General features: G+C 65.6%; 15 protein-coding genes. 8 read left to right on the forward strand and 7 right to left on the reverse strand.

The genetic code is table 11. The features are described 5' to 3' along the window. Positions 1–1,692: 1,692 nt before the first annotated feature. Both JQ587_RS32190 and JQ587_RS32195 read right to left on the reverse strand, forming a co-directional pair. Positions 1,693–3,375 carry a cytochrome b5 domain-containing protein gene (locus JQ587_RS32190; protein WP_212428021.1) on the reverse strand — a complete coding sequence of 561 codons (1,683 nt, stop codon included), beginning with the start codon at positions 3,373–3,375 and terminating at the stop codon, positions 1,693–1,695. Between the two features lie 220 nt (positions 3,376–3,595). Further along, positions 3,596–4,453 carry a tetratricopeptide repeat protein gene (locus JQ587_RS32195; protein ID WP_212428022.1) on the reverse strand — a complete coding sequence of 286 codons (858 nt, stop codon included), beginning with the start codon at positions 4,451–4,453 and terminating at the stop codon, positions 3,596–3,598. A gap of 152 nt (positions 4,454–4,605) precedes the next feature. On the opposite strand from JQ587_RS32195, the gene JQ587_RS32200 reads away from it, so the two are divergent. Both JQ587_RS32200 and JQ587_RS32205 read left to right on the forward strand, forming a co-directional pair. After that, the gene (locus JQ587_RS32200) at positions 4,606–5,292 is read left to right on the forward strand and encodes a helix-turn-helix transcriptional regulator (protein WP_212298042.1); all 687 of its coding nucleotides are present in this window, start codon (positions 4,606–4,608) and stop codon (positions 5,290–5,292) included. Positions 5,293–5,362: 70 nt separating this feature from the next. Next, positions 5,363–5,731, forward strand: coding sequence for a VOC family protein (locus JQ587_RS32205; RefSeq protein ID WP_212428023.1), 369 nt, complete (start codon positions 5,363–5,365; stop codon positions 5,729–5,731). 92 nt (positions 5,732–5,823) lie between these two features. On the opposite strand, the gene JQ587_RS32210 is transcribed toward JQ587_RS32205, so the two are convergent. Genes JQ587_RS32210 through JQ587_RS32230 form a run of 5 tightly spaced genes read right to left on the reverse strand, consistent with a single transcriptional unit; the run spans position 5,824 to position 9,433 of the window. Next, positions 5,824–6,594 (reverse strand): sulfite exporter TauE/SafE family protein, encoded by a 771-nt coding sequence (locus JQ587_RS32210; RefSeq protein WP_212428024.1) that lies wholly within the window; start codon positions 6,592–6,594, stop codon positions 5,824–5,826. Continuing rightward, positions 6,591–7,856 (reverse strand): CCA tRNA nucleotidyltransferase, encoded by a 1,266-nt coding sequence (locus JQ587_RS32215; RefSeq protein ID WP_212428025.1) that lies wholly within the window; start codon positions 7,854–7,856, stop codon positions 6,591–6,593. Before JQ587_RS32215 ends, JQ587_RS32210 begins: the two co-directional genes overlap by 4 nt. 22 nt (positions 7,857–7,878) lie before the next feature. Further along, positions 7,879–8,142, reverse strand: coding sequence for a DUF6111 family protein (locus JQ587_RS32220; protein WP_212297533.1), 264 nt, complete (start codon positions 8,140–8,142; stop codon positions 7,879–7,881). Continuing rightward, on the reverse strand, positions 8,139–8,825 hold the full coding sequence (locus JQ587_RS32225; protein WP_212297532.1) for a CoA pyrophosphatase: 687 nt from the start codon (positions 8,823–8,825) through the stop codon (positions 8,139–8,141). The genes JQ587_RS32220 and JQ587_RS32225 overlap by 4 nt, the downstream gene beginning before the upstream one ends. Further along, positions 8,822–9,433, reverse strand: a complete 612-nt coding sequence (locus tag JQ587_RS32230) for a DUF1285 domain-containing protein (RefSeq protein ID WP_212297531.1) — start codon at positions 9,431–9,433, stop codon at positions 8,822–8,824. Before JQ587_RS32230 ends, JQ587_RS32225 begins: the two co-directional genes overlap by 4 nt. A gap of 273 nt (positions 9,434–9,706) precedes the next feature. Between JQ587_RS32230 and JQ587_RS32235 the strand changes: the two genes are divergently transcribed. From JQ587_RS32235 to JQ587_RS32260, 6 genes are all read left to right on the forward strand, one after another. Continuing rightward, positions 9,707–10,705, forward strand: a complete 999-nt coding sequence (locus tag JQ587_RS32235; protein ID WP_212297530.1) for an AAA family ATPase — start codon at positions 9,707–9,709, stop codon at positions 10,703–10,705. After that, positions 10,705–11,649 (forward strand): DUF58 domain-containing protein, encoded by a 945-nt coding sequence (locus JQ587_RS32240; protein WP_212428026.1) that lies wholly within the window; start codon positions 10,705–10,707, stop codon positions 11,647–11,649. The genes JQ587_RS32235 and JQ587_RS32240 overlap by 1 nt, the downstream gene beginning before the upstream one ends. After that, positions 11,646–14,459 carry a DUF4159 domain-containing protein gene (locus JQ587_RS32245; RefSeq protein WP_212428027.1) on the forward strand — a complete coding sequence of 938 codons (2,814 nt, stop codon included), beginning with the start codon at positions 11,646–11,648 and terminating at the stop codon, positions 14,457–14,459. The genes JQ587_RS32240 and JQ587_RS32245 overlap by 4 nt, the downstream gene beginning before the upstream one ends. Positions 14,460–14,600: 141 nt before the next feature. Next, positions 14,601–16,664: a hypothetical protein gene (locus tag JQ587_RS32250; protein ID WP_212428028.1), complete on the forward strand. Its 2,064-nt coding sequence runs from the start codon at positions 14,601–14,603 to the stop codon at positions 16,662–16,664. Between the two features lie 222 nt (positions 16,665–16,886). Further along, positions 16,887–17,282, forward strand: a complete 396-nt coding sequence (locus JQ587_RS32255) for a DUF2946 domain-containing protein (protein WP_212297526.1) — start codon at positions 16,887–16,889, stop codon at positions 17,280–17,282. A 150-nt stretch (positions 17,283–17,432) separates the two neighbouring features. After that, on the forward strand, positions 17,433–19,700 hold the full coding sequence (locus tag JQ587_RS32260; protein ID WP_212428029.1) for a TonB-dependent receptor: 2,268 nt from the start codon (positions 17,433–17,435) through the stop codon (positions 19,698–19,700). Positions 19,701–19,827: the final 127 nt, after the last annotated feature.

The raw sequence follows: 19,827 nt of genomic DNA on the forward strand, positions 1-19,827 counted from the left end.
CGCAGATGGTCCTGCGTTCACCGAATTGCCGGTATCGGAATATTGTGATACAACCACTGGCTGTCGGGACGGCTGTTCCGTCCCGGATTTGGGGAGGTACCTTATGCGATCGTCATTTGGCTTCGCCGTGCCGTCCGTCATCGTTGCCTTGTCTACCGTCTTGCTGTGCAGCACCACGGCAATGTCGCAACCCACACCAAGCTCTTTGCTTCCCGCCGTCTCAGTCGAAGCACCGAAGGCAAGACCAAACGTTGTGCCGAGGCAGGGGCCTACGACCGCGACGTCCCACCGGACATCAGGCTCATCATCGGCTCAAACGCCGTCATACGCGCCGAATACAGTCATGGGGAGGCTCGCCAAGCTGGAGAGAGAAGCCCGCAGCTGCAACGGTGGTTGCGAAACAAGTTTCAGGGTCGGCAACGCGCCGTGGGTCGGATGTAGCTTTAGTGCCGGAGGGTATGACAACAGTCTTTTCTCGCCGACGTGCACAGACACGCTCAGCTACAAGACTTACGCGCAGTGCGTAGAGACCAAGGCCTTCCTTGGTGCACAACCCAGGGAATCCCGGTGGATTTGCACCAGCCTGCTGGCCGGGGGCAAGCTGCCCGGCGAAAAGCAGGTCGCTGAAATCAAGCAATGGGGCCGCCGCTAGTTCAGGTCGCCAGGCGGCTGCTTCAGAGACACAAGATCGCATGGCTCAGGAATTCTGAGCCATGCGAAATGCCTGCTTCGGCAGCGTAGCCGCAAACTCCGTGCGCAGTCATCGCAACACAGCCGATGTCCGCTTCTCTGCCAATCACGAGGCACGAGCGGACATCACTGTCATAGAAGTGTCGCAATGACGACAGGGATCAGCGCTCTCTCGGTCATCATGTCGATGGCGTCTTATCGCAGATGGTCCTGCGTTCACCGAATTGCCGGTATCGGAATATTGTGATACAACCACTGGCTGTCGGGACGGCTGTTCCGTCCCGGATTTGGGGAGGTACCTTATGCGATCGTCATTAGGCTTCGCCGTGCCGTCCGTCATCGTTGCCTTGTCTACCGTCTTGCTGTGCAGCACCACGGCAATGTCGCAACCCACACCAAGCTCCTCGCTTCCCGCCGTCTCAGTCGAAGCACCGAAGGCAAGACCAAATGTCGTGCCGAGGCAGGGGCCAACGACCGCGACATCCCACCGGACATCAGGCTCATCAACCGCTCAAAATCCGGTATTCGCGCCGAATACGGTGTTGGGTAAGCTTGCCAGGCTGGAGCGATCCGCCAGCACCTGCAACGGAGGTTGCGAAACGAGTTACAGGGTCGGCAATGCTCCCTGGGTTGGATGTAGTCAGAGTACGGATTCCTGGGTCGGAAATTTCTCGTCGACGTGCCGGGACACGCTCAGCTACAACACCTACGCACAGTGCATAGACACCAAAACTTTCGTGGGCGCGACAAGCAGAGAGGCTCGGTGGATTTGCAGCAGCCTGATGGCCGCAGGCAAGTTGCCCGGCGAAAAGCAGGTCGCTGAAATCAAGCAATCGGGCCGCCGCTAGTCCACGCCATCTCCCGGCCAGGCCGGAGACACGGGATCGCATGGCTCGAGGATTTCGAGCCATGCGGAATGCTTGCTTTGGGTCGAGAAGCAGGCGTCGGACAGAGGGCCGTGACGTCGGACAAGCATCTCTTGCAGACTGCGCTTCTCCGGCATCACGGCGAGGTGGTTGCAGCCTCGACGAGATCGCCGATGCAGAAATGAGCCATGTGCGCGACGGCTTGTGCGCTGTGGTAGTCACCAAATTCGGCAGTGGCTTCCTTGCCCGCGTACATTCGCGCGATTCCAGCGCCACCGGGATGATGGGGTGCCCACTCGGTGATGTCGTAGACTTTTCCCCGGATGATGACCCAGCAATCGTCTCGCCTGTTGTGTTGGGCGACCTCCTCGCGGGTGACGGGGCGCGGATCCCTGGCGGGACCGGCCGGCTTCCAGAGCTCGCGGGTGATCGCGGCGTAATTGGCCTTGGCAGCGCGGCGGAAGTCCCACGGCCCCAATCTCTTCGGAGGCAATTCGGCGCCGATCTTGCGGGCATCGTAGGCATAGATCCAGGAATCGTCCTCGCCGCCGCGCTTGTCGTGAGCAAAGGCCGGGCTCACCCGCTCGTCGAGTGACTCGAGCAGCGCCTTCTGCTCGGCGGTGTCCCTGGCCCGCAAATGATCGAAGGCGAATTTTGAGCCGAGCTGGAAGCGGGTCGCGCGGTAATGCCGCACGCGTTCGTAATGCAACAATGCCGTAGCCACATCGCGCTTGTGCAGGGTGAAGGCGCTGCCGAGCGCGGCGGCGTCCTCGAACGACTGCGCCGCGCCCTGGCCAAACGTGGGAAGCATCGGATGCGCCGCGTCCCCGAGCAGGCAGACGCGGCCTTGCACCCAGGTTTCGAGCGCGTCGCGATCGTAGAGGCCCCATTTCGTCGGACGAACGATCGCGCCCGCCAGCGCCAGCAGGTCGTCCCGGCTTGGGCTGCCCTCGAACGCCTCGCCCACCTCGCGAAGGATTTCCTCACGACTGACGGGAAACCAGTCGCCCTCCTCCTGCTCGAACGCGGCGGAATCGGGCTCATAGCGGGCGATCCATACGTTCAATAGCTCGCCGCCGCGCACCCAGTACGTCGTCGCCCCGCTCTTGTCGTTGCGATGGCGATCCATGCTGAAGGAGTCGATGGGATTGTGATCCAGCGGGCTGCCGTCCGCCTTGCGGAGCGAGGCGACCACATTCCGGGGCATGAGTCCGCGAAAGCAGGTGACCTCGGTCCAGCGCTTGGGACGTGGGTTCGGCCATGCCAGCTGCAGCGTGGCTGAGTTGATCCCGTCGGCACCTACGAGCACCTCTCCGGTGGCGGTTCGGCCATTGGCAAAGGTTGCCGTCACCCCGCCTTCGGTCTGACGCAACTCGGTCAGCCTGCAGTCCATGTGCACGGTGATCGGGCATGGCTCGCCACTGCCCGGACCGAACTCGAACACCCGCTTGTACAGGCACATCAACAGGTCCAGCCTGTGCATGTGATGAAACCCGGCGCCGTCGCCCGCGGCGGTGACATGATCGAACGGCCGCTTCGTCACGCTCCCATCCGCGTTGAATTGCCGTGTCGATTCCAGAATGGCGGCCCGGCCGCCGTCGATCGCCGCATCGGGGCCTTTGGGATCCCCGCCATCGAGGTCGACACCCAGCCACCGACAAAGCCGCGCCCCGTTGGGCGGAATGTTCAACCCGGCGCCCGCAGTGCTGGGCACCTTCGTCTGCTCGTAGACATCGACCGATGCGAAGACGCCGGACTGCCGCAGCGCCAGCGCCGTCATCAACCCGCCCATTCCCGCACCGATGATCACTGCCCGCATCCTGCCGTCCTTCGGGATTAAGCGAACACACCGCGTCCCGCCGCGCGGCGGGAGTCAAGGTGGATGTCGTCTGAACAGATGTGCCGAGACTAGAGCCTTTCCCGTTCCGATGGAATCGGAAGCCGCAGCCGAACCGGCAACAAAGCGACTTCTCGCGGACGGTACGGTCTGCGGGCAGCGCAGCAGGGTCAGCTATGATCCAATTCCGCGCAGCAAGCCGTCAGCGCCGCCCCGTCATCGCGCTCAATTCTGCCTTGACGCGCGCCACGGACTTTGGACCGTCCGGGTCAGTCGGAACGAGTTGCGCGTAGGCTTCGAAGTCGGGCAATGCCTCGGCGAGATCGCGCTTCTTCTCCCGCGCCACGCCGCGGTTGTAATAGGATTTGGCAAATTTCGGATTGAGCCGGATTGCCTCGTTGTAGTCCGCGATGGCGCTGTCGAGGTCGCCCTTGGCAAGAAATGCGTCCCCGCGATTGTCGTAGGCCGGGACATATTTCGGATTGAGGCGGAGCGCAGAATCGTAGTCGGCGATGGCGCGATCGCGGTCGCCCTTGGTTATCCAGGCATTGCCGCGGTTGTTGTAGGCTTCGGCGTAGTTCGGATCGACCCTGATGGCCTCATTGTAATCGGCGATGGCGCGATCGGGCGCCCCTTTCTCCGACCAGGTGACGCCGCGGTTGTTGTAGGCCTTGGCGTAGCCGGGATCGAGCCGGATGGCCTCGCTGTAGTCAGCGGCGGCGCGATCGAAGTCGCTCTTGGCCTGCCAGGCATTGCCGCGGTTGAAGTAGGCCCCGACGCGCTTGGGATCGGCCCGGATCGCCTCACCGTAATCGGCGATGGCGCCGTCGAGGTCGCTCTTGTTCTTATGCTCAATGCCGCGGTTCAGGTAGAGCTTCGCAAGCTCCTCGCCCCTGAAGTCGCCCGACGCAATGGCGCGAGAGCACGCCACGATGGCAGGCTCGCCCGATTGCCTTGCGCAGGTGTCCGCGTCGTCAGCGCCAGCCACCGCGGGCGATGTGGCGAGGCCCGCCAGGGTCAGCCATGGAAACAACCAGTGTGCCGACGAGCGCATCCGCATCGCATGTGGTCTCCGCAATCGACGGGAGGAGCCGGGTTAGCGCTGATCCCGCCCCCTTGGTCGGAGACGCAACGCGATTGGTTCATCCGCAGCACGCGTTGCCGAAAGCCGATGCTGACAGAATCTGGCAGCAGGGCGTGATATCAGGCGTCATGTCGCGCGCTCAACGCCTTCTTGATGTGATCCAGCTCTTGCGCAGGCATCGTCGGCCCGTCGCGGCGTGCCGGCTGGCCGAGGAGCTCCGCGTCTCCCTCCGGACGATCTACCGGGACATCGAGACGCTGAAGGGCCAAGGGGCCCACATCGATGGCGAGCCCGGCATCGGCTATATCCTGCGGCCGGGATTCATGTTGCCACCCCTGATGTTCTCGGAAGAGGAGATCGAAGCGCTGGTGCTGGGCGGCCGATGGGTTACCGCACAGCCGGATGAGCCGCTCGGAAAGGCGGCCCGCAACGCGCTTGCAAAGATCGCGGCCGTGCTACCGGACGATCTCCAGCGGACCCTGGAAACGTCGAGCCTGATGGTCGCTCGCCGCCACCCGGCGGCAGGCGACGCCGAATTGCCGATGATTCGGACCGCCATCCGCACGGAGCGCAAATTGCGCATCACCTACAGCGACGAAAACGCCAATCGCACCAATCGCACGATCTGGCCGATCGCGCTCGGCTTCTTCGATCGGCTGCGCATGGTGGCGGCCTGGTGCGAGACCCGCGGTGACTACCGCCATTTCCGCACCGACCGGATCCTGTCGATCACGCTCACGGAGCGCGGCTACCCGCGACGCCGCACCGACTTGCTGCGGGAGTGGCGGCAACGGGAATGCATCACCGAACGCTGACCATGCTGACAGAAACTGGCAGCACCTTCCTGTAAGCCTCAGCCATCGCCAAGCTGAACAGGAGATGCAAATGGCTGACTTCAACCTCGTGGTGCTCTATGTCGACGATGCGCAGGCGAGCTCCGCTTTCTATCAGACCCTGCTGGAGCGCCCTGTCGCGCAATCGTCTCCCAAATTCGTCGTTCTTCCGCTCGGGAACGGCACCATGCTGGGCCTGTGGCAGCGGGACGCCGTCGTACCTCCGTCTGCTTCGGAGACCGGCAGCAGCGAGATCTCATGGGCGGCCGCGAACGCTGAGGCCGTGCACGCGACCTACGAAACATGGATGACCCGCGGCGTCCGGATTGCGCAGCCTCCGACCGCCATGCCGTTCGGACACACCTTTGTTGCGCTCGATCCCGACGGTCATCGCCTGCGCGTCCTGGCGCCCGCCGCGTAAAGCGTTGACGCGTCGGCATTGATCAGAGCGGAGCGTCATGCCGCTATAGCGCGGAATGTCGCTGCGCTCATCCAAGCCGCGGCCGCCGTCATCTACCCGATGAGCTGCCGCGCCGCGGCCGAGATCATCACCATCCCGCCGGTGATCACGGCGGCGTCGAGGATCCCGGTGTGGATATGCACCGGCATCCGCTCGACGAACGCTTTTGCCAGGAACGCACCGGGGATGGCGATGCCGCCGATCAGGAGCGCGAAGGCGAGCACCTGCGCGGTCACCGCGCCGGCGAGGCCGAACACCGAGATCTTGATCAGGCCGGTGCCGAGCGAGATCATCGCGTCGGTTGCGATCACGGCGGCCCCTTCGAGGCCCGCGGCCATCAGCAGCGAGAGCAGGATCACGCCCGAGCCCGAGGTGCCGCCGACCAGCACGCCGTAACCGACGGATCCCGCCGCAAGGCCGGTGTCGCCGATCTTGACCTGGCGGCGCCGCAGCACGCGGCGGAGCGGCACGCTCAGGATCAGCATGGCGCCGATGACGAGCGCCGCGCCTGCATTGGTGAGGCGCGTATAGCCGTAGGCACCGAGCGCGGTGGTCAACGCCGCGCAGGCCAGCACGATCAACGCGCGGCGCCGGTCGGCATAGCGGAGATAGGCAATTGCGCGGCTGGAATTGGTGAAGAGCGCGGAGATCGCGATGATCGGCACCACCGGCTCGGCGCCGACCAGCGGCACCAGCACCAGCGGCATCAGCGCGCCGGTGCCGTAGCCGGCGAGACCACCGATGATCGAGGCAAACAACGCCATCAACGCGACCAGCAGCAGCTGGAAAATCGAGATGTCGGCGAAGCCTGAGACGATGGTCAATGTTTCTCGCGAGTGGCGCGTGCTGTTGCTTGATCGGCGATGGAAGCGAGTGCGGCTTCCTCTAGTGGAAAATCCGCCGCGAGCCAAGCGTCCTCGGCAAGTGTCAACACATGTCCGAGCACAGGCCCTTCCGCCAGACCGCGCGCGATGAAGTCGGCGGCGCGAAGCGGAAATTTCGGCGCAGTCCAGCGCTGGGGCAGTTCGGCCAGCGCACGCCAGCGCGACGATGCGACGTCGTCGCCGCTGCGCGCCCAGGCCAGCAACACGCGATCGTGATAGCGCTCGGCGCCCAGCCGGTAGACGAGCCGCCGCGCATTGGCCTCGTCCCTGGTGGGAAGGCGCCACCAGCGATGCCCCATCGAATCCAGTGCCTTGGCTTCCGCATTGGAGAGCCTCAGGCGAGTGGCAACACGCTTGGCGTCTTCGGTCACGGCCACGGTCAGCGCGGCGAGACGGCGCGTGCTGCTGGCCGGCAGGCCGAGCGCTTGCTCGATCGCGATCATCGCCGTCAACGGCCCGGTATAGGCAACGCCGCCGATCAGCGCTTGCAGCAAGCCGGCATCGGCCATCGCAAGCACGGCCGCGGAGGCGCCTGATGCCACCAGCAATTTCAGCATCTCCATGCGCACGCGCTCGGCCGAGAGCGTCGCAAGGCCCGCGCGTCCGCGAATGCAGGCGAGAGTGCCGCCGCGGTCGGGCTCGCCGACGCCGAACGCGGCATGGATGCGGAAGAAGCGCAGGATGCGCAAATAATCCTCAGCGATGCGCTGGTCGGGCGCGCCGATGAAGCGCACACGCCGCGCCCTGGCATCCGCGATGCCGCCGACATAATCGTAGACCACGCCGGCCGCATCGACCGACAGGCCGTTCATGGTGAAGTCACGCCGCTCGGCGTCCTTCACCCAGTCGCGGCCGAAGGCGACCTTGGCCTTGCGGCCGAACGTTTCGGTGTCCTCGCGCAGCGTCGTGACTTCGTAAGGTGCGCCATCGATGACCAGCGTGATGGTGCCGTGGTCGATGCCGGTCGGCACGCTCTTGATGCCGGCAGCCTTGGCGCGCCGCACCACCTCCTCCGGCAGCGCCGTGGTGGCGATGTCCATGTCGCCCGGCGGCTGGCCGAGCAGCGCGTTGCGGACGGTGCCGCCGACCACGCGCGCTTCCTCGCCATCCGCGTTGAGCAGTTGCAGGACGCGCGCCGTCCCGCCTGCGGTCAGCCAGGGCGCGCCGGCAAGAATCGGGGCAAGTATCGGCTCCGCGCTCATCGTCCGGCCCTTATCTTTCCAATCAGCTGTCCCTGCCCGGCACGAGCTTGCCGTTCTCGATATGGGCGGGAATGTAGGTCGAGTTCGGCGCGGCGCCGGAGAAATGTGCCAAGCCAATCAGGCCGGCGATGACGAGCACGAGCGCCACCAGGATAAGGCGCGCGACGACGGTGATCGGCCAGGACGATTGCACGAACAGGCCGGATCTTGTCGCGGCCAGGAACAGCGCATAGACGGCAAAAGGAATGAGGAAAATTCCGATCTCGGTCAGAACCGGCCGGATCATGACGAATAGATCCGCTCATACAGCACACGCAGCATTCCGGCCGTTGCGCCCCAGATGTAACGTTCCGCAAACGGCATCGCATAGTAAAACCGCTCCATGCCGCGGAATTCCTTGCTGTGCATCTGGTGATTCACCGGATTCATCAGGAAGGATAGCGGCACTTCGAACGCGTCATCAACCTCGGAATGGTTGATGGTGAGCTGAAAGCCCGGCCGGACCCTTGCGACCGTCGGTAGGATGCGGAAGCCGAACGCGGTGCCATAGAGATCGAGATAGCCGATCGGCTCGACGAAATCTCTGGACAGCCCGACCTCCTCCTCGGCCTCGCGCAACGCAGCGTCGAGCGGCGAGGAATCGGTCGCGTCGATCTTGCCGCCGGGAAAGGCGATCTGGCCGGCGTGATCGTTCAGATGCGCCGAGCGCTGCGTCAGCAAAATGGTCGGCTCGGGGCGATCGACCACCGCGATCAGGACCGCTGCGGGACGCACCGGCTGCTCGCGCGCGACGATCTCGAGCATCTTGTCGGTGCCGGGATCACCTGAGGCCGGAATGATGTTCGGATCGAACAGCCCGGGCGGAATGTCGAAGCCGAGCTTCGTCCTGGAGCGGGCGAAGAAATCCGCTGCGCGGAACGCGACGGGCTCGTGCTCGCTCTTGTCGCTCCTGGGAATAGGCTTGTTCAAAGCGCGGCCCTCACCTGTTCCGCATCCGCCATGGCGAAGAATTCGCCGGCCGATTCGACGCCGAACATCGGCTGGCCATCGACCATCCGCTCCTCGCCCATGTCAACCAGATCGTAATAGAGCGCGCGGGTGACCTTGGCCCAGAGATCGGAACGGACGTGCAAATAGGGCGTCAGGCCGCCGTCCGCCGCCTGCTCGAAACGCAGCCGGTGCGCGGCGTCGCAGGTGACCCAATCGTCGACATTGGTACGGAAGCTCAGCACGCGCTGGCTGCCCTCGCCGTGCTTCAGCATCTCGACCGCCATGAACGGCGCGTCGTCGACGCGGATGCCGACCTTCTCGACGGGCGTGACCAGGAAATGCTTGTCGCCCTCGCGCTTGAGGATGGTCGAGAACAGGCGGACCAGCGCGTGGCGCCCGATTGGCGTGCCCATATAGAACCAAGTACCATCGGCCGCGATTCGGATATCGAGATCGCCGCAAAACGGCGGATTCCACAGATGCACCGGGGGCAGGCCCTTTTTGGCGCCCTCGGCACCGGCAGCACTTTTGGCGGCGGCAGTCAGCCCCTCTAGACCGCGATCGGCGCTCTGCCCTTGGTTCGCCATGGTTTGCCCTGACTTTGTCCGTTGGCACGATTGGTGCAGGTTTACGTTGTACGTAAGTCTACGGTTCCACCCCGGGTAAGTCCGGTGTGGAGGTCTCCACTTCGTGATGCCGTACATAACCCGAAGCCGATAAGGTGGGGATAGGTTAATTCAACGAATACATGGCCTTCCTGCAAGTTTAGCATAGGGCCCATGACGCAAGTTGATGACGCAATTTGATGCGATCATTTGACGACGCAGGAAAGCCGCGTGACAGGCTTAAGGAGCTGACGGATGGCGGAAAGTGTCGAGAAGCTCGAAGACGGCATCGTCCGTTCGGCCGAGCAGGTGTCGGGCCAGGTGCGTGCGGCAAAGGACGCGATCGCGTCGGTGATTTTCGGTCAGGATCGCGTGATCGAGAATACGCTGGTCACCATCCTCTCCGGCGGCCACGCGCTCCTGATCGGCGTGCCCGGCCTTGCCAAGACCAAGCTGGTCGAGACGCTCGGCGTCACGCTCGGTCTCGATGCCAAGCGCATCCAGTTCACGCCCGATCTGATGCCGTCGGACATTCTCGGCGCCGAAGTGCTGGACGAGAGCACGGCCGGAAAACGCTCGTTCCGCTTCATCGCCGGCCCGGTGTTCGCACAGCTGCTGATGGCCGACGAAATCAACCGCGCGAGCCCCCGCACACAATCGGCGCTGCTGCAGGCGATGCAGGAGCAGCACATTACCGTGGCCGGCGCGCGCCACGATCTGCCAAAACCGTTCCATGTGCTGGCGACGCAGAACCCGTTGGAGCAGGAAGGCACCTATCCGCTCCCCGAGGCGCAGCTCGACCGCTTCCTGATGGAGATCGACGTCGACTATCCCGATCGCGACGCCGAGCGCCGCATCCTGTTCGAGACCACCGGCGCCGAGGAGACGCTCGCCAAGGGCTCGATGACCGCGGATGCGCTGATCGCCGCGCAGCGATTGGTGCGCCGCCTGCCCGTCGGCGATTCCGTGGTTGAAGCCATCTTGTCGCTGGTACGCTCGGCGCGTCCGGGTGAGGAGAGCGGCGAGGCCGGCAAGTTCATCGCCTGGGGCCCGGGCCCGCGCGCCAGCCAATCCTTGATGCTGGCCGTGCGCGCACGCGCACTGATCGACGGACGTCTCGCCCCCTCGATCGACGACGTGCTCGACCTCGCCGAGCCCATTTTGAAGCACCGCATGGCGTTGACGTTCCAGGCACGCGCCGAGGGACGCACGATTCCGGACGTGATCAAGCAATTGAAGACGCGGATCGGTTGATGGCAGCAGAGAACGGGCACACAGGCAAGGAGATCATCGCGATCCGACGTGCCGATGGCGAAAGCCGTACGCTCGCCGCTTCGCTGCCGCGCCTGGTGCTCGAGGCCCGCCGCATCGCCGCCAACGTCATCCACGGCCTGCACGGAAGGCGCCGCGCCGGTTCCGGCGAGAATTTCTGGCAATACCGCCGCTTCGTCTCGGGCGAGCCGTCGCAGAATGTCGACTGGCGCCGCTCGGCGCGCGACGACCATCTCTATGTCCGCGAGCTCGAATGGGAAGCGTCCCACACGGTCTGGATCTGGCCCGACCGCTCGCCGTCGATGGCGTTCGCCTCGAAGACCGCGCGCGAGTCCAAGCTGGAGCGCACGCTGATCGTCGCCTTCGCGCTGGCCGAGTTGCTGGTCGCGGGCGGCGAGCGCGTCGGCATTCCCGGGCTGATGGCGCCGACCGCGAGCCGCAGCGTCATCGACAAGATGGCGCAGGCGATGCTGCACGATGATGCCGACCGGCTGAGCCTGCCGCCCTCCTTCGTGCCTGCGGCGCTGGCCGAAACGATCGTGCTGTCGGACTTCTGGTCGCCGATCGCGGAGATCCAGGCGACGCTCGCCGGTCTCTCCGGCTCCGGCGCGCATGGCACGCTGGTGCAGATCGTCGATCCCGCCGAGGAATCGTTTCCCTATTCGGGCCGCATCGAGTTCGTCGAGCCGGAAGGCTTTGGCGTGATCACCGCCGGCCGCGCCGAAAGCTGGGCGGAGGACTACACCACAAGGCTTGCGCTGCACCGCGACCAGATCCGCGCCGAGACGAACAAGCTCGACTGGCTGTTCACGACCCATGCGACCGACCGCTCGGCGGCCGAGCTCTTGCTGTTCCTCCATGCCGGCATGCAGGTGAGCAAGTCGGGTGCCCGTAGCTCCTCGATCAAGGTGGGGCCGGCCGCATGATGGGATTGCCGCTCGCCTTCACCGAACCGCTGCTGCTGATCGGCCTCGTCAGCCTTCCGGTGCTATGGTGGCTGCTCCGCGTGATGCCGCCACGGCCGCGCCGCATCGAGTTTCCGCCGACGCGGCTGCTGTTCGACATCGCGCCACGCGAGGAGACGCCGTCGCGGACACCATGGTGGCTGACCGCGCTGCGTCTGCTCGCCGCAGCGCTGGTGATCTTCGCCGCAGCCGGCCCGATCTGGAATCCGCAAACGGGCCTTGCCGCCAGCAAGGCGCCGCTGATGATCATGTTCGACGACGGCTGGAGCGCCGCTTCGAACTGGGATACGCGGATCAAGGCCGCCGACGAGCTGATCGCCAACGCCGACAACGATCGCCGCGCCATCGCGCTGGTGCCGCTGTCCGAGCCGAACCGCGACATCACGCTGATGCCGGCGGGCGCGGCGCGCGTTGCGCTGCGACAGATCGTGCCAAAGCCCTATTCGATCGAGCGCGTTGAAACCCTGACCGCGATCGATCGTTTCCTGAAGGCGACCGGCGACTGCGAGATCGCCTGGCTGTCGGACGGCGTCGACACCGGCCGCGGCGAGGAGTTCGTGGCCGGCCTCGGCAAGACCTTGGGGGATCGCAGCTTGACGGTGTTCGAAGGCGGCAGCTCCTCCCCGCTGGCACTGGTCGCGGCGGAAAACGCGGCGGCGAAGATGACGGTGAAGGTGCTGCGCACCGACAGCGGCATTGCCGCCGGCACCGTGCGGGCGCTGGACCAGAAGGCCTCGCCGATCGGCGAGGCGCGCTTCACCTTTGGACCGCAGGACAAGGAAGTCGAAGCGGCGTTCGACCTGCCGGTCGAGCTGCGCAACGACATCTCGCGGCTCGAAATCTCCGGCGAGCGTTCGGCCGGCGCGGTGCAGCTGCTCGACAAGCGCTGGCGGCGGCGCGCCATCGGCATCGTCTCGGGCGCAACCAGCGAGACCGCGCAGCCGCTGTTGGCGCCGACCTTCTATCTCACGCGCGCGCTGGCGCCGTTCGCGGACGTGCGGCTCGCCGACAAGGGCTCACCGCAGCAGGGCATCACGCAGTTCCTCGACCAGAAGCTGCCGATGATCATCCTGGCCGATATCGGTACGGTCGCGCCGGAATTGCGCGAGCGTCTCAACGCCTGGATCGCCCAGGGCGGCGTGCTGGTACGGTTTGCAGGACCCCGCCTCGCGCAGGCCGAGGACGATCTCGTCCCGGTCAAGCTGCGCAAGGGCGGCCGCACGCTGGGCGGCAGCCTGACCTGGGAGAAGCCACAGCACCTCGCCGCCTTCGCCGCCGACGGTCCGTTTGCCGGCGTCGCCGTTCCCAAGGACGTCACCGTGAGCCGACAGGTGCTGGCCGAGCCAGATGCGGTGCTCGCCACCAAGAGCTGGGCCTCGCTCGAAGACGGCACGCCGCTCGTGACCGGCGAGCATCGCGGCAAGGGCATCGTCAGCCTGTTCCATGTCAGCGCCGACATGCGCTGGTCGGATTTGCCGATGTCCGGCACCTTCGTCGAAATGCTCCGGCGCGTCGTCGACATGTCCGGCTACACCGCCAAGCCCGGCCCCGGCGTTGCCGCTGAGGCGAGCGCCGAGACACTGGCGCCGCTGCACATGCTCGACGGTTTCGGCGCCTTCGGGCCGCCGCCCGCCACCGCCAAGCCGCTGACCGCCGATTATCGCGACCGCGCCACGCCGGACCATCCGCCCGGCTTCTACGGTCCGGCAGAAGGACCGCTCGCCGTGAACACGCTCGCCAACGCCGACCGCATCGCAGCCCTCAACACCGCGAGCCTGCGCGCCCGGCACGCCACCTACACCAATGCCGAGCCGCGCGACCTGCGTGGCTGGCTGCTGTCGACCTCGCTCGCGCTGTTCTTGGTCGACGCCATCATCGTCGCGCTGCTCGGCGGCGGTCTCGCGGCGCTGCTGCGCCGCCGCGCCGCGCCCGCGGTAATCCTGCTCGGGCTGATGCTTGCAGGCATCGCGGTGCTGTCGCCGACACCGTCGCGCGCTGACAGTGCATCGGACGAGTTCGCGATGAAGTCGACGTCGCAGACCCGCCTCGCCTATGTCGTCACCGGCAATGCCGACGTCGATTCCATCGTCAAAGCCGGCATGTCCGGCCTGACGCTGTTCCTGGCGCAGCGCACCGCGCTCGAGGCCGGCGACCCCGTCGGTGTCGATCCCGCGCGCGACGAGCTCGCCTTCTTCCCCCTGATCTACTGGCCGATCGTGCCGGGCACACCGAAGCCGCCGCAGGACGCCATCAACAAGATCGACGCCTATATGAAGCAGGGCGGCACCGTGATCTTCGACACCCGCGATGCGGTCGAAGCGCCGCCCGGCGAGAACGGCGCTTCGCAGACCCCGGGCATGCAGGCGCTGCGCGAGATCCTGTCCTCGCTCGACGTACCCGAGCTCGAGCCGGTGCCGCGCGAGCACGTGCTGACCAAGACCTTCTATCTCCTGCGCGACTTCCCCGGCCGCTTCAACTCGGGCCAGACCTGGGTCGAGGCGCTGCCGCGCGAGGATGACGACGAGAGCGCACAGCGACCCGCACGCGGCGGCGACGGCGTCTCGCCGATCATCATCACCTCCAACGACCTCGCCGGCGCCTGGGCGCTCCGTCCCGACGGCCAGCCGATGCTGCCGCTCACGCCTGGCGAGCCGCGCCAGCGCGAATTCGCCTACCGCGCCGGCGTCAACATCGTGATGTACACGCTGACCGGCAACTACAAGGCCGACCAGGTGCACGCGCCCGCCCTGATCGAACGGCTGGGGCAATGATGCGGGTATTGAAGATCGGTGCTCGTCAAACTGAAGCCGTCATCCCGGCGTTGTGCCGGGCATCCACGTTCTTCGTGTCGCACGGCCAGACGTGGATGGCCGGGACGAGCCCGGCCATGACGATGCCGAGAGAGTGACCTGATGAATTACGGCATCGCGTTTACACCGCTGGTCCCCGCGATCGTCCTGTGGATCGCGCTCGCTGCGATCCTGGTCATGGCGGTCGTGCTGCTGCTTGCGCGGGCGCGCGGCGCGGCGGTGCGCGTGGCCGCGCTGGCGCTGTTCTTGCTGGCGCTGGCCAATCCCTCCTTCACCCGCGAGGACCGCGATCCCCTCACCTCGGTTGCCGCCGTCGTCGTCGACAAGAGCCCGAGCCAGAATTTCGGCAAGCGCAACCAGGAAGCCGCGAAGGCGCAGGAGGCGCTGGTCGACACCCTGAAGAAGATCAAGGGACTTGAGGTGCGCGTCGTCGAAGCCGGGCAGGCCGACGGCGAGACCGATGGCACGAAGTTGTTCGGCGCGCTGGCCTCGGCGCTATCGGACGTGCCGGTCGACCGCGTTGCAGGCGCATTCCTGATCACCGACGGCCGCGTTCACGACATCCCGGCCAACGCCGCTGCGCTCGGCTTCCAGGCCCCGGTGCAGGCCCTGATCACCGGACAAAAGGACGAGCGCGATCGCCGCATCGCGATCACGGCGGCGCCGCGCTTCGGCATCGTCGGCCAGAACCAGACCATCACCTACAAGCTCGACGACCAGGGCGTCACCGGCGAGCGCGCCAAGGTCACGGTGCGCCGCGACGGCGAGGTCATCAACGAGCGCCAGCTGTCGAGCGGCCAGAGCGCCAGCGTCGACGTCGAGATCAAGCATGCCGGCCCGAACATCGTCGAGATCGAGGCCTCGCCGCTCGAGCGCGAGCTGACGCCGGTGAACAACCGCGCCGTCGTCGCCATCGACGGCGTGCGCGACAAGCTGCGCGTGCTGCTGGTCTCCGGCGAACCGCATTCCGGCGAGCGCACCTGGCGCAACCTGTTGAAGTCAGACGCCAGCGTCGACCTCGTGCATTTCACCATCCTGCGTCCGCCGGAGAAGCAGGACGGCACGCCGATCAACGAATTGTCGCTGATCGCGTTTCCGACCCGCGAGCTGTTCCAGCAGCACATCAACGAATTCCAGCTGATCATCTTCGACCGCTACGCCCGCCAGGGCGTGCTGCCGATCCCCTATTTCGAGAACATGGCACGCTATGTGCGCGCGGGCGGCGCGGTGCTGGTCTCGGCCGGCCCCGACTACGCCTCGACCAGCAGCATCTGGCGCACGCCGCTCGACACGGTGCTGCCGGCCGAGCCGGTCGGCGTCACCGAGAAGCCGTTCTATGCGCATCTTTCGGACATCGGCAAACGCCATCCGGTCACGCGCGGGCTGGAAGGCTCGGCGTTCGAGCCGCCGCACTGGAGCCGCTTCTTCCGCACCGTCGAAACCCGCAATGCGGTCAACCCGCCGGTGATGACGGGCGCGGACGGCAAGCCGCTGCTGTTCCTGTCGCGCTTCGGCGAAGGCCGCGTCGCACTGCTGCTGTCCGACCACATCTGGCTGTGGGCGCGCGGCTATGAGGGCGGCGGTCCGCATCTCGATCTGCTCAGGCGGATGTCGCACTGGCTGATGAAGCAGCCGGACCTCGACGAGGAAGCGCTGCGCCTGCAGGTGCAGGGCAAGGATCTCGTCGTGGTGCGCCAGACCATGGCCGACAGCGTGCAGCCGGTGAGCGTGACCTCGCCCTCCGGTGTCTCGCGGGACCTGACGCTCTCCCCCGGTGAGCCCGGCGAGTGGCGCGCCAGCCTGCCGGCCAGCGAGCTCGGCCTGTGGCAGGCGACCGACGGCTCGCTGAAGGCGCTGATCAATGTCGGCCCGACCAATCCGAAGGAGTTCTCGGAAGTCACCTCCACCACCGAGACATTGAAGCCGCTGACGCAGGCGACCGGCGGCAGCGCCGTGCGGATCGCGGATGGCGGCAGCGTCGAGCTGCCGCGCATCGTCCCGGTGCGCTCGACCAGCGTCTTCGCCGGCGACGGCTGGATGGGCGTGCGTATGCGCGACGCCAGCGTCGTCAAGGGCGTCGGCGTGCTGCCGATCTTCGCCGGCCTGATCGGCCTCTTGCTGCTGCTCGGCGCATTTGCCGCGACCTGGGTGCGCGAGGGGCGCTGAATTGTTCGTGGTTCACCTCTCCCCAGCGGGGAGAGGTGTTTCGAGCTCTGGGCGCGCACCGATTCAACCAAAACCTACCTAGTTGCCCGAACGACACATCGGGCGCCCTGCCCGCGCGATGTGGCTCCCCTTCGGTTGACATCCGCTGACAGATGCTGCGATGTTACATTATAACATCGCGACGCCCGGTCGGCGCCTTGCGATGCGAGGTGCGTTTTCCAGATGAAGTGGTTCCGGTCGAATATCAGGCACGGCGCCCGGCTCGCATTGTTTGCGATGCTGGTGCAGTTCGCGCTGACCTTCGGCCACAGCCACTGGTTCGCGCAAGCCGCGCCGCTTGCGCAGTCGCAACTGGCCGACAGCGCCAAGAGCCTCGCGCCGACCGGCGCGGCGGTCCAGAAGCAGTCGCCGGCAAACCCCGATCGCGAACAACCGGGCGAGGACAATTGCGCGATCTGCGCACTTGTCGCGATGGCGGGCACGGTCGTGTTCGCAACACCGCCTCTGCTGCATTTGCCGCAAGCGATCGAGCTGCTCTACCGCACCACCGATGCCGAATTCATCCATCTGAAGTCGGCTGGCTCGGCATTCCAGCCGCGCGCCCCTCCCGCCTCCTGATCCCCATCGATTGAGCTGCCTTCGGAATCGGCCATCCGCTTGAGCCGATCCCGCAAGGCTATCGAAAATTGATCCGTCGCGTGTCGACGGCGCGTGCCGCCTGCAGGTGCTCCGAATGAGCATGCCGGTGCGCGATCGGAAATCAGGACAATGCAATCTTCAAAATCAATATTGGCGGGCGCGAGCCTCGCCGCACTCACGCTGTGTCATTCCGGCGGAGGCGCAATCGCGCAGACGACGGCCCCCGTCACGACGCTGCCCACCGTCGAAGTCGATGCACCCAAGCAGACGCAGGCGCCGCGCCGCCCAAAAGTTCGCGTCGCAGTCGACCGGCGACGTTCGACCTCGCAGGCACGACCGCAGACCGAGGCGCCCGCCGCCGTCGAGGGCCAGAGCGAACGGTTGGATGCCGCACGCCAATCCGTGCTGCCGCCCGGCGGCGCCACCACCCACACGCTCACACGCCAGGCGATCGAGGCGCTGCCGCAGGGCAGCAATGCCTCGCTCGACAAGGTGCTGCTGCAATTCCCCGGCGTCACGCAAGATTCGGCGGCGAGCGGCGACCTGCATGTCCGCAACGAGCACGCCAATCTGCAATATCGCATCAACGGCGTCATGCTTCCCGACGGCGTCGGCGCATTCGGGCAGATCCTCGACACCGGCATCGTCGGCAGTCTCAGCCTGCTCACAGGCGCACTGCCCGCGCAGTACGGCCAGCGCACGGCCGGCGTGCTCGACATCCAGACCAAGGCCGACGCCTTCAACAATTCCGGCGTCGTCGGCGTCTATGGCGGCAGCAACGGGACCAGCTCGACCAATGTGGAATATGGCGGGACCGCCGGCCAGACCCAGTACTTCCTGTCGGGACGCTTCCTCCAGAACAACCTCGGCATCGAGAACCCGACCCCGTCGGTGAATGCGATCCACGACCGGACCAACCAGGAGAAGGGATTTCTCTATCTCTCGACGATGATCGATCCGACCAGCCGCCTCACCTTCATGAGCGGCGTGTCGAATGCGACATTCCAGATTCCAAACAATCCCGGCCAGACGCCTGCTTACACGGCGTTCGGCGTCTCGAATTTCGACTCGTCGCGGCTCAATGAGCACCAGAACGAGTTCAACCAGTTCAATGTCGTCTCCTACCAAACCTCGAACGGCGCGTTCGACACGCAGACCTCCTATTTCAATCGCACCAGCCTGCTGCACTTCTATCCTGATCCGATCGGCGATCTCGTCTTCAACGGCGTCTCCTCGGATGTCTACCGCCAGAGCGTCGTCAATGGCCTCCAGCAGGACACCGCCTGGCGCATCGGCTATGCGCACACGCTGCGCTTCGGCCTGTCGGTCAGTGCGGAGCGGACGCTGGTCAACAGCGGGACGACGGTGCTGCCGCTGTTGGATCCCGCGGACCCGACCGCGGGGACGATCGACGCGCCGTTCTCGGTGTTCGATTCCAGCGCCAAGACCGGCTGGCTGATCGGGACCTACGTTCAGGACGAATGGAAGATCACCAACAACCTGACCCTGAACGCCGGCCTACGCTTCGACCAGATGTATCAATATGTCGATGCGAACCAGCTCAGCCCGCGCGTCAGCCTGACCTGGAAGCCGTTCGAGGGCACCACGTTCCACGCCGGCTATGCGCGCAACTTCACCCCGCCCTCGCAGGTGATCGCCGCACCGGTCAATCTCGCGCTGGTGACCCCGCCCGGCGCGCCCGCCAACACGCAGACGCCGGAGGTCGGGCAGAACAGCCCGGTGCTGCCGGAGCGCGCGCACGTGTTCGACGTCGGCGTGACGCAGAAGGTCTATCCGATCCCCGGCCTCGAGGTCGGCGCCGATGCCTATTACAAGAAGGCGCGCGACCTGCTCGACGATGGCCAGTTCGACGCGGCCTATGTGCTGAGCGGCTTCAACTACGATCGCGGCGAGAATGTCGGCGTCGAGCTGAAGTCGACCTATCGCAACGGCAATTTCAGCGCCTACGCCAACCTCGCCTGGGCCAAGCAGATCGCGTCCAACGTCATCTCGAACCAATATCTGTTCGGCGCGGACGAGCTCGCCTATATCGCGGGCCATTACATCTACACCGACCACGCGCAGATGCTGTCAGGCTCGGCCGGCGCGTCCTATCTCTGGGAGGGCACGCGCTACAGCGTGTCGATGGTCTATGGCAGCGGCCTGCGTTCGGGCTTTGCCAATACCGATCATCTGCCCGGCTACACGCAGGTGAATCTCGGCCTGTCGCACGATTTCAACATCGTCGCGCCGAACAAGCCGACGACGCTGCGCTTCGATGTGGTCAACGTGTTCGACACCATCTACCAGATCCGCGACGGCTCCGGCATCGGCGTGTTCGCCCCGCAATACGGCCCGCGGCGCGGCGTCTATGTCGGCATGTCGCAACGGTTCTAAAGCGGGATGGAGTCAGGTTCGATCGACGTACGGGAACACCTCTCCCCGACGGGGAGAGGTGTTCGGAGTTCGCGGATTGCACCGATCCAACCAAGACACATTCCGCTTGAGCTGCACGGCATGTTCA

This window comes from Bradyrhizobium manausense, from assembly GCF_018130615.1.
Lineage (GTDB): Bacteria > Pseudomonadota > Alphaproteobacteria > Rhizobiales > Xanthobacteraceae > Bradyrhizobium > Bradyrhizobium manausense_A.

Excerpts from the sequence above, each read along its gene's own strand:
- JQ587_RS32190 (WP_212428021.1), bottom strand. The coding sequence starts at position 3,375 with ATGCGGGCAGTGATCATCGGTGCGGGAATGGGCGGGTTGATGACGGCG.
- JQ587_RS32195 (WP_212428022.1), bottom strand. The coding sequence starts at position 4,453 with ATGCGGATGCGCTCGTCGGCACACTGGTTGTTTCCATGGCTGACCCTG.
- JQ587_RS32200 (WP_212298042.1), top strand. The coding sequence starts at position 4,606 with ATGTCGCGCGCTCAACGCCTTCTTGATGTGATCCAGCTCTTGCGCAGG.
- JQ587_RS32205 (WP_212428023.1), top strand. The coding sequence starts at position 5,363 with ATGGCTGACTTCAACCTCGTGGTGCTCTATGTCGACGATGCGCAGGCG.
- JQ587_RS32215 (WP_212428025.1), bottom strand. The coding sequence starts at position 7,856 with ATGAGCGCGGAGCCGATACTTGCCCCGATTCTTGCCGGCGCGCCCTGG.
- JQ587_RS32220 (WP_212297533.1), bottom strand. The coding sequence starts at position 8,142 with ATGATCCGGCCGGTTCTGACCGAGATCGGAATTTTCCTCATTCCTTTT.
- JQ587_RS32230 (WP_212297531.1), bottom strand. The coding sequence starts at position 9,433 with ATGGCGAACCAAGGGCAGAGCGCCGATCGCGGTCTAGAGGGGCTGACT.
- JQ587_RS32235 (WP_212297530.1), top strand. The coding sequence starts at position 9,707 with ATGGCGGAAAGTGTCGAGAAGCTCGAAGACGGCATCGTCCGTTCGGCC.
- JQ587_RS32240 (WP_212428026.1), top strand. The coding sequence starts at position 10,705 with ATGGCAGCAGAGAACGGGCACACAGGCAAGGAGATCATCGCGATCCGA.
- JQ587_RS32245 (WP_212428027.1), top strand. The coding sequence starts at position 11,646 with ATGATGGGATTGCCGCTCGCCTTCACCGAACCGCTGCTGCTGATCGGC.
- JQ587_RS32250 (WP_212428028.1), top strand. The coding sequence starts at position 14,601 with ATGAATTACGGCATCGCGTTTACACCGCTGGTCCCCGCGATCGTCCTG.
- JQ587_RS32255 (WP_212297526.1), top strand. The coding sequence starts at position 16,887 with ATGAAGTGGTTCCGGTCGAATATCAGGCACGGCGCCCGGCTCGCATTG.
- JQ587_RS32260 (WP_212428029.1), top strand. The coding sequence starts at position 17,433 with ATGCAATCTTCAAAATCAATATTGGCGGGCGCGAGCCTCGCCGCACTC.